Origin of the sequence: Pelagibacterium mangrovi (genome assembly GCF_036662815.1) — a bacterium.
GTDB classification, from domain to species: Bacteria; Pseudomonadota; Alphaproteobacteria; order Rhizobiales; family Devosiaceae; genus Pelagibacterium; species Pelagibacterium mangrovi.
Genome location: NZ_JBAFXA010000001.1, coordinates 277,140 through 289,504 on the forward strand (window position 1 = coordinate 277,140; position 12,365 = coordinate 289,504).

Sequence of the window (12,365 nt, forward strand, 5' to 3'; positions counted from 1 at the left end):
TGGGCCCACGCTCTAGACGCTGGAGCGCACGGTGAGGGTCGCGGTGACGGTTTCGACGCGGGGCGGGCCTGCAGGCTCTTCGATCCGAGCGAGGATCAGCCTCATGAGGGCGGCGACCCGCGTCTGGATGGGGATGCCGACGGTGGTCAAATCATAGGCGCGCCAGCCCGCTTCGCTCACATTGTCGAACCCGATCACCGCGCAGCGCTCGGGCACCGGCAGGTCGAGATCGAAGCGCAGGGCGTCCATGGCGCCGAAGGCGCTGATGTCGTTGGCCGCGAAATAGGCGTCGGCCTGCCCGCCATTGCGCACGAAGTTGACGACGCCCTGGCGGGCGGTCTGGTAGTCGAATTCGCCACCGATCTCCCCGGCAAATTCCAGCCCGAAACTTTCGAGCGCATTGCGCAGGGCGGCGAAACGATCAGCATCGGAATTGGCGTTGAAGGCGGGCCGGGCGCTTTTGGGGCTGGCCCCACTCACATAGGCGATGCGCCGGTGCCCTGCGCTGGCCAACAGCCTCACCCCGCTGCGGATGCCGGCGTGCTGGTTGATGTGCAGCCTGTCGATCGGCGCGCCGGGGGTCGGCAACGGAGCCGCCTCGCCGTAATGGGGGTAGATGGCGGGCGAATTGCCGAATATCGGCAGCAGGTCCTGGGGGGCGATCAGGTCCATGAAGGCAATCACGGCGGCGGGCTTATAGGCGCGCACCTGACGCAGGGCCGGGCTCGAAATCCCTTCGGGGGTAAGGCGGAAAACCAGCGTTGCCAGCCCTTCGGTCTGCAAGGCCTGGATCAGCGCATCGACTTCCTGGCTCTCCCACGCCCGCGCCAGCGAGGGGACGAGGAGGGCGACGAGGTTCGAGCGGCCCGTGGCCATCGAGCGGGCCGCCATGTCCGGATGATAGCCCAATTGGCCGGCGACCTTGAGGATCATGTCGCGCTTGTCGGGGCGGATCGAGGCGGCGGGGTTGAAGGCGCGCGACACCATGATGCGGGAAACCCCGGCGGCCTCGGCCACGTCCTGTGCCTTGGCTTCATTGCGCGGTTCGGCAAGCGTGCCCGGATTCTTGTTATTTTTGTTCACGCTAACAATTCTTCCCTGGACGGATTTTCTCCTCTTACCCCAGTTGTTGCCGAAATTCCATGACAGCAATGTCATAATGACGTTCCTTCAGTCGATCTCCTTGTTGTTCGCGTGTTCATTCAAGTGTCATGACGGCATCCTAAAACCGCTGGCGAAATTGAGCGGGCGTGGCCCGCCTCACGATCCCAGGGGAGATTGAAACCGATGATTTCGAAATTGACCGCCGGCACGCTTGTCGCACTGGCCACGGCGTTGATGGCCACCACCACTATGGCGCAGGATTTGCGCATCCTCACCTCGGTCACCGGCGGCAAGGATGCCGCCGAGCACGAGCTGTTCGTCCAGGAGCTCGAAGAGCACCTCGGGCTCGATATCGAAATGGTCAAACCCGAGGCCAGCTATAACGAGGTGATGTTCACTTCGCTGGCCAGCGGCGAGCGCTACGACCTCATCTATGGCGATGCCTCGATGATCCCCAACCTGGTCAATCAGGGCGCCATCCTCCAGGTCAACGATATTGTCGATGCGTCTTCCGTCCTGTCGGACCCGTCGGTCATTCCCGAGGGGGAATGGGATCTGTTCGATATCGAGGGCGCGCTCTATGGCGTTCCCAACAAGTTCGAAGGCGGCACGCTGCCGACCGTGCGCCAGGATTGGCTCGACGCATGGGGCATGGAAACGCCGGTGACGCTCGCCGATTGGCGCGCCTATTTCGAACGCGCCAATGAAGAATATGGCGCCTATGGCCTGTCCACCTCGGGGCTCTACGATATCCAGGGCTTCATGTCGGCTGCCGGCGTCAAGGCCGGTTACGTCATCGACGAAAACGGCAACCGCACAATTCCCTACGCATCGGACGCAGCCGCCGAGGTTTACGACTGGTTCGGAGCGCTCCACGCCGATGGCCTGCTCGATCCCAATTTCGCGACCAATGGTTCGGGCGATTTCCGCAATCTGTTCATGACCGACCGCGCCGCCGCCGTCACCTATTGGGATGCGTGGGTGGGCCTGTTCAACAACATCATGACGACCGAGAACCCCGACACCACCTTCAAGGCGGCCGGCGTCGCCGGCGTGCCGGGACCCGATGGCGAGATCATGCTGCGGCGCGGCGTGGCTTCGCTCTGGATGATCCCCGCCAATGCCGAAAATCTCGACAACGCCGTCGCCTTCCTCGAATTCTGGCACTCCGAGCCGGGCTATCTGATGGGCACGCTGGGTATCGAAGGGCATGATTACACCGTCGAGAACGGCGAATATGTGCTCACCGAAACCGGTCAGGCCCATAGCTGCGATCACGGCGCTCCGCGCGTCGCGTCGACGACCTGGGAAAACCCCTGCGGCGTCCTCCCCGGCGTCGCGGAAGCCGAGGCGACCGTTCTCGAACACGGCACCGTGGAAAACCTGCCCGCCGAATGGACGGACGCCGAACCCATCGTCCAGAACTACGCCTATCAGGCCATGAGCGGTGAAATCAGCGGCGCCGAAGCCGTCTCCGCCATGCGCGAGGAGCTCCTCGCCGCCGGCCTTATCGACGAGTGATCCGTTGATCGCGATGGAAAATGACGCCGCGCGGCAGACCGCGCGGCGTTCCCTCTCCGGCGCCGCAGGGCGGGCGATTGCCGCCCTGCGGCGCTATTGGCCGTTCTATCTGATGGTGGCCCCGGCCATCGTCTATTTCGCGCTGTTCCTCTTCTGGCCGATGGCCCAGGGGATATTGATCTCCTTCCAGCGTTTCGGTCTCATCGGGTCGATGGGGTTCGTGGGGCTGGACAATTACCTCGCCGTCTTCAACGACCGGATGGTGGCCAACGCCTTCGTCAACACGGTGCTGATCAGCGCCGGCATCACGATTTTCGGCACGCTGCTGCCGATCATCCCGGCCATCGCGCTCGCCGAAATCACCCCTAAATTCGTGCGGCGCGGCTTTCAGACGGTGATTTACATCCCCTATCTGCTGAGCTGGGTGATCATCATCGGGATATGGACCAACACGCTTTCCCCCATCGGCCTCGTCAATTCCACCCTTCTTGGGCTCGGGCTCATCGAGCGGCCCATCGCCTTTTTCGCCAGTCCGGCCTGGGGCCAGCCGCTGGTCGTAGGGCTCACTGTCTGGAAGGATATGGGCTTTACAGCGCTCATCTATTTCGCAGCGCTGATGTCGCTCAATACCGATCTCATCGAAGCGGCCGCACTCGACGGGGCCAACGGCTTTCAGAAAATCCGCGATATCGTCCTGCCCCATCTGGTCCCGGTGATGCGCGTTGTGTTCCTCATCACCCTGCTCGGCTCGCTGCGCACCTTCGACTCGGCTTTTCTGATGCTCAACGGACGAACGGCCTCGACGGTCAGGACCCTCGCCGTCTTCACCTATGAGCGCGGCATCCTGCGCTTCGATCTGGGTATCGCCAGCGCGGCGGGTGTGCTGCTCTTGATCCTTTCTCTGGTCGTCGCCTTCCTCGTGCGGCGGTTGCCGGGCTTCAAATCGCAGGGGCTCTAGATATGATCCGATCCAAAGGCGTGGCGATCTTTGCCTGGCTGTTTCTGGGCCTGCTTGCGGCCACCATGATCGTGCCGCTGCTCAATGTCCTGGCCACCTCGTTCTCCTCCGCCGCCGACAGCCTTTCCCCCGGTATCGTCTTCTGGCCCGACCCGATCAGCTTTGCGGGTTACGAAACCCTGTTCCGGCGCCTGAATTTCTGGCTGCCGTTCATGAACACGCTCTATGTCACGGTGGTGGGCACCATTGTCCATGTGCTGCTCGCGAGCCTTGCCGGCTATGCGCTGGCGCAGGAGGATTTGCCCGGCCGGCAATGGATCGGCGGCATCATTCTGGTCACCCTCACCATCCCCACCCAGACCATCATGGTGCCGCTGTTTATCGTCTTTCGCGATTTCGGGCTGCTCAACACGCTGTTTTCCCTGATCGTCGCCGAACTGATCTCGGCGTTTTCCATCCTGCTGATGAAGACCTATTTCGAGCAGGTGCCCCGTCAGGTGATCGAATCGGCCAAGATCGATGGCGCTGGCCATTTCCGGCTGTTCTGGGATTTCTACGTGCCGCTGGCGCTGCCCGGCATCGTCACGATCACCGCGTTCAACATCGTTTGGAAATACAATCTGTTCATCGAGCCGCTGCTGTTCATCAACGACCCCGACAAGATCACCCTGCAGATCGCGCTGCGCGCCGTCACGCTGGGCGGGGATGGGGCCTCGGTCACCTCGACCAATGATTTCATCGCCCCCAACACCATGATGGCTGGCATCGTCGTGGCGCTGGTGCCGCTGCTGCTGTTCTATCCCTTCATGCAGCGCTATCTGGTGTCCGGGCTGGCGCTGGGTGGGGTCAAGGAGTAGCGGGCGCCACATAGATCGGGCTGGTCAGCGCCCGCAGGACGGGATGGCCGGCCGTATCGTCCCATTGGGAATGTCCGGGGCGATGATCCCCGAGAAAACCGAGCAGATCGCCGAGGATCTTGTCCCGGCTGGCGACAGCGACGATCTCGGCCCGCACGAACCCTTTGGGGACCAGCGTTACGCACGCCGCAAAATCGTCCGAGGCGATGGGGATTTCAGCGACGATCCCCGTGGCGTCGATCAGGGTAACGATGTCGCCCCTCGCGCCCTGGGCAGGTATTTCGATCTCCGCCGGCGCATCGGGGATGGTCCCACCCATCATCACCTCGCCCACCCCGATCGACAGGCGTGGACCGGTTGGGGATTCGCTCACAAAGCTCCTGCCGGCCCGCATCGCCTCCAGAACCCCTTCGACCGACAAATGGTCGAGCCAGAGAAAGGTGCAGGGCCGCCCCAGCGTGAACGGATTGCCCGAAGCCTCGAGGTGCGGCTGGTGGAAATCCGATCCCCCGATCGCCGTTACCCGCTCGCCCCGGACCAGCCGCTCCTGATAGCGCGCCAGCGAGATGAAATTGCCGGCCAGCCAATGGCCCTGCCACACTTCCATGCAGTCTATGGCCGCAACGTCATAGGAAAAGGCGATGGTGGGCTTGTCGTGATTGGGCGAAAACAGCGCCCCCGATTGCCGGATGGCCTCCACCATCGCCGCGATGTCCCGGTTTTCATTGCTCCGGAAATCGAACACGCGGTCGGCGCCAAAAACATTGGCATGACCGAATTCGGTGGTGAATTCATAGGCCGGGATAAAGATCAGGTCCTGCGAGGAGGCTCCCGCGAAATAGGCCGGGTGCGAGGTCAGCGTGTTGTGCTCGGTTACCGCCAGGAAATCGAGCCCTTCCCTGCGCGCTGTGGCGTGCAACTGCTCGGGCGAGCCCTGCCCATCGGAATGGAAGGTATGGCATTGCAAATCCCCCTTGTACCAGCCGGGCACGGCCCGCTTCGGCCGGGCGGACACGGGGGGCTCGTAAACCGGGCGCGGATCGTTTGAAAACCAGATATCGATTTCCACATCGACGGGCGTCTCGCGCACACGATAAAGCCCGAGAATGACCTGCCACACGCCCGGCGCGATGGGGCCGGGCACATAGCCGGGCGTTGCCGCGTCGGTGCCCAGAAATATCTCGCTCCGCGCCCCACCGCTCCAGCCCCGGTGGCCGCGTGGCGAAGGGAAAGGGCCGAGTTCGGTATCGCCCAGCCCCAGATCGATCACCACGCTTTCCGATTTGGGATAGCGCAAGGCCAGATCGATCCGCGTCGTCCCCTGCGGCACTGTGAACGGCACATGGAAATAGGGATTAATCGCCTTATCGGCGGCGCCCAGCCGTTCGGCAAGGCGCAGGGAGGGTTCGCGGGGAGGGACGGGGGCAAGCTCGGTAAAAGACATTGGGACTCAAACAGATGATTTCCATCCTGCTTGACCATATCCCGATGTCAGAACCGTGAAGGCCCCTCTACAGCCGCCCCGCCGCGATGATCCGTTCGAGGAATTTCCGCGTGCGCGGGTTCTGCGGCGCTGAAAACAGCGATTTGGGCTCGCCTTCCTCGACGATGCGCCCGCCATCGAGAAAGCAGACCCGGTCGGCCACCTCGCGCGCGAACCCCATTTCATGGGTGACGATCACCATGGTCATGCCCTCGCCCTTCAGCCGCCGGATGATGGCCAGCACGTCGCCCACCAGTTCCGGGTCCAGCGCGGCGGTCACCTCGTCGAGCAATAGGATTTCCGGCTTGGTCGCCAGCGCTCTGACGATCGCGACGCGCTGCTGCTGCCCGCCCGAAAGCTGTTCGGGATAGGCTTTGCCGAACTGGCCCAGCCCGAACGCCTCGAGCAATTCCTGTCCCCTCGCCACGGCCTCGTTCCTGGCCATTCCATGCACCTTGACGGGCGCGAGCGTGATGTTTTCCATCACGCTCATATGGGGGAAGAGATTATAGGACTGAAAGACGATCCCGACCTTGCGGTAGAGCCCGTGCCGCCCCCAGCCGGCATCGTCCACCGACACGCCGTCGAGCGCTATGGTGCCGTGGTCGAATTCGGTGAGCTTGTTGATGCAGCGCAGCAGCGTCGACTTGCCCGACCCCGACGCCCCGATCAGGCACACCACCTCATGGGGCGCGACCGAAAGGTTCACGTCGTCGAGCACCAGCGTCTCACCGTAATATTTGGTAAGCCCGGAAATTGAGATACGCGATTGTGTCACAAAACCCCCTGCAGGCGGCGTTGGCGGTCCTTGCGGGCGATGTAGTCGGTCAGCCGCGCCATGGGGATGGTGGCGACGAGGAACAGCAGGGCCGCCGCGATCAGCGACGAATAGTTGAAGGTCTGGGCGGTATAGATCTGGGCTTCGCGCACCGCGTCGCGCACGCCGATGACGCTCAACAGCGCCACGTCCTTTTGCAGCGCCACGGCAAGGTTGAGCAGCACGGGAATGACGTTGCGCACCGCCTGGGGCAGGATGGCGTGGCGCATGGTCTGCCACTGGCCGAGCCCCAGCGCCTTGGCGGCCGCCCATTGCCCGTCATGAACCGCCTCGATCCCCGAGCGGTAGATTTCCGCCGAATAGGCGGCGTAGGAAATCACCATCGCCGTCGCGCCCCAGAACAGGGCGGAATTGGGCAGGCCGGGCAGGTTCAGCGCCGGGATGCCGAAGCCGAAGATCAGCACCAAAAGCAGCACCGGCAATCCGCGGAAGATATCGATATAGACCACGGTGAACACCCGCAGCGGAGCGAACCAGGGGCCTTGCAGCGAACGGAACAGGGCCAGCACCAGCCCCCAGGCCATGATGGAAACCAGGCAGATCACCCAGATCTGGATGTTGAGCCAGAAGCCGCGCAGCACCTGGGGAAACGATGCGGCCATGGCATTGAGATCGAAGAACTGGCGCGCGATGCGCGGCCATTGCTCGGCCGAGGTGACGGTGACGGCAACGATGCCGAACACCACGAGCACCATCGCGATGGAGATCAGGCCCGGCACATAGCGCTCGGTGGCGCTCAGCTTCTTTCTGGCCGGGGGAAGAGGCCGGCGGGGACTTTCGTCGGTGTCCCCGCCGGTCGTCGTGCCTTGCGGCGATACGCCCAAGGTCATTGAGTGATGACCGGCAGGTCGGGGTCGGCGATCAGATATTGGTCGACCAGCGCGTCGATCACCCCTTCGCTCTGGAGCGTGGCGATCGCCTCGTTGACCCATTCGACCAGATCATTGCCCTGCTCGAAAATCAGCCCATGGCCATAATCGTTCTCGTCATGGGGCAGGATGGCGGCGATTTCGGCGTCGGGCACCTGCACGGCGGTGAGGTAGAGGGCTGTCGCGAGTTCGGTCGCCACCGCGTCGATCTGGTTGCCCTGCAGCGCCTGGAACAGCCCAACCTGATCGTTATAGACGGCGGCGTCGTCGACGCCGATGATTTCGGCGACATAGTCGAGGTCGGTCGTGCCCAGCATCACGCCCCAGCGCACTTCGCGCAGGTCGGCAAAGCTGCGCGCTTCGCCAGCCGGCGAACCGGGCATGGCGACGACGGCTTTTTCGGGCAGGTAATAGGGGTCCGAGAAGGTCGCGATCTGGCTGCGTTCCTCGGTCACCGAAATCTGCTGGATGCCGAAATCATAATTCTTGGCGCCCGGCGCGATGGCCTGATCGAAGGTTTCACGCACCCAGACGACGTCCTCTGGCGCAAAGCCCATTTCCTCGGCCAGCGCATAGACCAGCGCGCTCTCGAAGCCCTCGCCATTGGAGGGATCATTGTCCATCATCCAGGGCGGAAACACCGGATCGGATGTGGCGACGGTCAGCTTGCCGGCCTCGAAAAGCCTGGGATCGTCCGGCGTATTCTCCTGGGCGTGGGACGCCCCGGCTGCGAGCGAAACGATAAGCGCCGCCAAAAGGGCGGTGCGGCTGGGTGTCATCATGGTCCCCGACATGTGCATTTTCCTCGCGTCCAAAGGGATGGGAAGCATCAAAGCGTGCGATATTATCGGCGTGGCGTGGACTCGCAAGTGTCTTGCCGGGAATGTTCGTTCCCATTTGAAAGAGGATTGAGCACATGAGCATACGCGGCCTCGATGGCGTCACCGCCTTCCTGCGGGTGGCCGAACGGCGCAGCTTCCGCGCCGCCGCGCTCGATCTGGGGGTTTCGCCATCCGCCGTCAGCCAGGCGATCCGTGCGCTCGAGGCGCGGGTCGGGGTGGCGCTGGTCGCCCGTTCGACCCGCAGCGTGGGGTTGACCGAGGCGGGAGAAAAATTGCTCGCCCACGCCGCCCCGGCCATGGCCGCCCTCACCGCGGGCCTGGAGGCGGCGCGGTCCCTGGGCGAACGCCCGGCCGGGCTCCTGCGCCTCACAGTGCCCCGCGCCGTCGTGGGACCGGTGATCGAGCCGGTACTGGCCGAGTTCTGCGCGGTCCATCCGGAGGTCGAAATCGAGATCGTCGCCGATTCCGGTTTCGTCGATATCGTGGATGCCGGGTTCGACGCCGGCATCAGGCTCGCCGAATCGCTCGATGCCGACATGATCGGCGTGCGGTTGACCCCGCCGTTCCGGTTCTGCGTCGTCGCCAGCCCCGCCTATCTCAAGGCGCATGGCACGCCGAAACACCCCCAGGACCTCGCCGGTCATCGCGCCATCCGTTTCCGTCAGCATTCCTCGGGCGCGCTCTACCGCTGGGAATTTGGCGAAGGCGGACGCGAGTTCGACATGTCGGTTGCAGGGCAGGTCATCGTCAACGACGAGGCGCTGGCGGTCTCCCTGGCGCTCAGGGGGCTGGGGCTTTCCTATGCCGCCGAGCCCATCGTCGCCCCGCACATCGCGGCAGGTCGCCTCGTGCCGGTGCTCGAACCCTTCTGGCCGGAAAGTCCCGGCATCTTTCTTTATTATCCCAGCCGCGCCCAGACGCTGCCCAAGCTTCGGGCCTTTGTCGAGCACATGAAGCGTTCCCGTCCGGCGATCATCGCTGCCAACACCATTCCATCGTGAAGTAAAACTTCACGACCCGTGCCGATTGTGCCTGATTGTCGCGCACTCTCCGCGACGTCATCCTGGGCCAATCGTGCAAATGGACGGATGGAAATGAGCGAAGATTCCGATAGGGCCGGCAAGCCCGCCAACCCCTCGCGCCGCCGCATGCTGGGCGCTGCGGCCATCGGCACCGTGGCCGGCGCGGCGGCGGGCCTTGCCAGCGGCATGGCGCTGGCGGCGTCGGTGCGGCCACCCGAGCCGCCTGTCGTCGATGGCCGGCGTCGGTTCGCCGATCAGGTGGTGCTGATCACCGGCGCCACCTCGGGCATCGGCCGTGCCGCCGCCGAGGCATTCGCGGCCGAAGGTGCGCGCGTTGCCTTTTGCGGCCGGCGCGAGCAATTGGGCGAAGAGGTGGCCGCCGGCATCCGCGAAAGGGGCGGCGATGCGCTCTACATCCGCGCTGACGTTCGCAATGAGGACGATATCAACGCCTTCGTCGCCGGCACTGTTGCAGCCTATGGCGGCATCGATATCGCGCTCAACAACGCCGGGGTCACCTTCAACAATCCCCTGCACGAGATTTCGACCGCCGACTGGGACGATCTTCAGGCCACCAATGTGCGCGGCGTCTTCCTCGCCATGAAGGCGGAAATCCCGCACATGCTCGCGCGTGGCGGCCAGATCATCGTCACCTCATCGGTCAATATCGTGGGCGCGCGTCCGGGGCTTGGGGCCTACAATGCCTCCAAGCGCGCGCTTGCCGGATTGGTGCAGACGGCGGCGCTCGAATATGTGGGGCGCGGCATAAGGGTCAATGCCATCTGCCCAGGCGCCACCGATACCGAAATGATCCGCCGCGATGCCGGCTTTATCAATGCCCCCGATCCCGTCTGGCATGCCGGGGTGGGCGTCTGGGCGCGCTCGAACGTGCATGGCATGCAGCGGGTGGCCTCGGCGCAGGAAATCGCCGCCGCCATCCTGTCGATGGCTTCGCCGGAAATGACCTATCTCAATGGATCGCTGTTCTTCGTCGATGGCGGCATGACCGCCGCGCTTTAGCCCTGGTGTGTCGGACCGCCGTTGGGGGTATAAGGGGGCGCCGACATTTGGGAGAAACAGGCATGACCGGTCATCGCGTCTACAAGATCAGCGTCGCCAGCGTTTATCCTCACTACATCACCAAGGCCGAAAAGAAGGGGCGTACCAAGCAGGAGGTGGATGAAATCATCCGCTGGCTGACCGGGCATACCCAGCAATCGCTTGATGACGAGCTGGAAAACAAGACCAGTTTCGAGGATTTCTTCGCCCGGGCGCCCCGGCTCAACCCCGCGCGGTCGCTGATCACGGGCGTGGTGTGCGGCATCCGGGTGGAAAATATCGAGGAGCCGCTGATGCGCGAATTGCGCTATCTCGACAAGCTCATCGACGAATTGGCCAAGGGCAAGGCGATGGAAAAGATCTTGCGGGCCTGAGCCGCTCAGCCCTTGTCGAGCGCCCCATAACCGCGCCTGTGCCAGAGCAGCGGCGCGCGGTCGGGGAAGGACGCGGTGTGCATCACGATCCCCGCATAGAGCACATGGGTGTCCATCTCGATGGCGCCGCCCAAAACGCAATCAAAGCTGGCGACGGCCGCGTCCAGCCGGGGGTGGCCCGATGCCCATTGGCTCCAGTCGGCATCGGCGAAGCGGTCGGCGGGGCCCCAGCCGGCGAAGGAATCGGCCACCGCTTTCTGATCTTCCGCCAGCATTGAAAGCGAAAATCCGCCCGAGGCCTCGATGGTCCGGCCCAGATCGGTATCCTTGGTGATCGAGACCAGTATCGAGGGCGGCTCGGCGCTGAGCGAGAGCATCGCCGTCACCGTGCGCCCGTGACGCTCCGTGCCATGACCCGCCGCGACGACGGTCACCGAGGCGGCCAGCGTGCTCATCGCTCCGGTGAACTGGGAGGCCGGCACCGCATCGCGGGCAGCGGGGTGGTTGCCGCAGGCCAGCGCGATGGTGGGAGCCGGGTGGGCTGGCATGATCTTGCTCTGTTTCGTCATTCTCACCGGCGCTCACGCGCCAAAAAAGGGAGGGATGGAAGCGGCAGGACTTGATCTTGCGCTCCGTCCTCTGTATTTTCCAAGTAAGTGCTTTCTAAATGCCGCTCCGGAGCCATGTCAAGCAGCAAACCTGTCATCGAGGCCGACGCTCAAGTCGCGCAAAGCTGGAGCCCGCGCAACGCGGGCGAGCGCATCCTGTTCCATCTCAAGATGCACGGGGAAAAGACCGCTGCCGAGCTGGGCCGTGCTTTGGGCACCTCGGGCGAGGCGGCGCGCCAGCAATTGGTGCGGCTGGCCGAGGATGGGCTCGTCGAAAGCTGGAGCCAGTCGCGCGGGGTGGGGCGTCCCTCCCAGTTCTGGCGGCTGACGGCGCAGGGCCAGACGCGGTTTCCCGATACCCATGCCGCGCTCACCGTCGAGCTTTTGGGGATCGTTGGCGACACCTTCGGCCCCGATGCGCTCTCGCGCGTCATCGACGCCCGCGAGGAGCGCACGCGTTCGCTCTATCGCAATGGAATGGCCGATGCGCAAACGCTCGGCGAGCGGGTGGCCCGTCTGGCCGATCTGCGTTCGGCCGAGGGCTATATGGCGTCCTGGGAAGCCGATGGGGCAGGGGGCTATGTGCTCTATGAAAATCATTGCCCCATCTGCGCGGCGGCCACGGCGTGCCAGAATTTCTGCCGCGCCGAGCTTGCCGTGTTCCGCGACGTGCTCGGCCCCGATACCGAGGTCGAGCGCACCGACCATATCGTCCTGGGTGCCCGCCGCTGTGCCTATCGGGTGACCCCACGCTGATCGATCGTTCGCGATTATCGAATAATCAATGAACCATAGGCCGGATTATCCGGCGCTTTCCAAGGGCTATATTG

General features: G+C 63.8%; 13 protein-coding genes. 7 read left to right on the top strand and 6 right to left on the bottom strand.

Annotated elements, in window-relative coordinates; all coding sequences use genetic code 11:
* Positions 1–12 precede the first annotated feature (12 nt).
* Positions 13–1,083 (bottom strand): LacI family DNA-binding transcriptional regulator, encoded by a 1,071-nt coding sequence (locus V4T21_RS01360; protein WP_332711963.1) that lies wholly within the window; start codon positions 1,081–1,083, stop codon positions 13–15.
* A gap of 204 nt (positions 1,084–1,287) precedes the next feature.
* On the opposite strand from V4T21_RS01360, the gene V4T21_RS01365 reads away from it, so the two are divergent.
* Genes V4T21_RS01365 through V4T21_RS01375 form a run of 3 tightly spaced genes read left to right on the top strand, consistent with a single transcriptional unit; the run spans position 1,288 to position 4,440 of the window.
* A complete protein-coding gene (locus V4T21_RS01365) occupies positions 1,288–2,625 on the top strand; it encodes an extracellular solute-binding protein (RefSeq protein ID WP_332711966.1) in 1,338 nt (445 codons plus the stop codon).
* Between the two features lie 13 nt (positions 2,626–2,638).
* The gene (locus V4T21_RS01370) at positions 2,639–3,583 is read left to right on the top strand and encodes an ABC transporter permease subunit (RefSeq protein WP_332712689.1); all 945 of its coding nucleotides are present in this window, start codon (positions 2,639–2,641) and stop codon (positions 3,581–3,583) included.
* Between the two features lie 2 nt (positions 3,584–3,585).
* A complete protein-coding gene (locus tag V4T21_RS01375) occupies positions 3,586–4,440 on the top strand; it encodes a carbohydrate ABC transporter permease (protein WP_332711969.1) in 855 nt (284 codons plus the stop codon).
* Here the strand turns inward: V4T21_RS01375 and V4T21_RS01380 are convergent.
* The 4 genes from V4T21_RS01380 to V4T21_RS01395 form a co-directional block, all read right to left on the bottom strand.
* Positions 4,430–5,884, bottom strand: coding sequence for a CehA/McbA family metallohydrolase (locus V4T21_RS01380; protein ID WP_332711972.1), 1,455 nt, complete (start codon positions 5,882–5,884; stop codon positions 4,430–4,432). The two genes, V4T21_RS01375 and V4T21_RS01380, sit on opposite strands and share 11 nt — an antisense overlap.
* A gap of 67 nt (positions 5,885–5,951) precedes the next feature.
* A complete protein-coding gene (locus V4T21_RS01385; protein ID WP_332711974.1) occupies positions 5,952–6,701 on the bottom strand; it encodes an amino acid ABC transporter ATP-binding protein in 750 nt (249 codons plus the stop codon).
* Positions 6,698–7,591, bottom strand: coding sequence for an amino acid ABC transporter permease (locus V4T21_RS01390; RefSeq protein ID WP_332711976.1), 894 nt, complete (start codon positions 7,589–7,591; stop codon positions 6,698–6,700). The genes V4T21_RS01385 and V4T21_RS01390 overlap by 4 nt, the downstream gene beginning before the upstream one ends.
* The gene (locus V4T21_RS01395; protein ID WP_332711979.1) at positions 7,588–8,424 is read right to left on the bottom strand and encodes an ABC transporter substrate-binding protein; all 837 of its coding nucleotides are present in this window, start codon (positions 8,422–8,424) and stop codon (positions 7,588–7,590) included. The genes V4T21_RS01390 and V4T21_RS01395 overlap by 4 nt, the downstream gene beginning before the upstream one ends.
* A 122-nt stretch (positions 8,425–8,546) precedes the next feature.
* On the opposite strand from V4T21_RS01395, the gene V4T21_RS01400 reads away from it, so the two are divergent.
* From V4T21_RS01400 to V4T21_RS01410, 3 genes are all read left to right on the top strand, one after another.
* Positions 8,547–9,473, top strand: coding sequence for a LysR family transcriptional regulator (locus V4T21_RS01400; protein WP_332711982.1), 927 nt, complete (start codon positions 8,547–8,549; stop codon positions 9,471–9,473).
* A 93-nt stretch (positions 9,474–9,566) separates the two neighbouring features.
* Entirely contained in the window at positions 9,567–10,514 is a 948-nt protein-coding gene (locus V4T21_RS01405; protein ID WP_332711985.1) for an SDR family NAD(P)-dependent oxidoreductase, read from the top strand.
* A gap of 62 nt (positions 10,515–10,576) precedes the next feature.
* A complete protein-coding gene (locus V4T21_RS01410; protein WP_332711987.1) occupies positions 10,577–10,927 on the top strand; it encodes a DUF2200 domain-containing protein in 351 nt (116 codons plus the stop codon).
* Positions 10,928–10,932: 5 nt separating this feature from the next.
* Here the strand turns inward: V4T21_RS01410 and V4T21_RS01415 are convergent, their stop codons facing one another.
* Positions 10,933–11,496: a flavin reductase family protein gene (locus V4T21_RS01415; protein WP_332711990.1), complete on the bottom strand. Its 564-nt coding sequence runs from the start codon at positions 11,494–11,496 to the stop codon at positions 10,933–10,935.
* Between the two features lie 114 nt (positions 11,497–11,610).
* On the opposite strand from V4T21_RS01415, the gene V4T21_RS01420 reads away from it, so the two are divergent.
* Positions 11,611–12,291, top strand: coding sequence for a helix-turn-helix transcriptional regulator (locus tag V4T21_RS01420; protein ID WP_332711993.1), 681 nt, complete (start codon positions 11,611–11,613; stop codon positions 12,289–12,291).
* Positions 12,292–12,365: the final 74 nt, after the last annotated feature.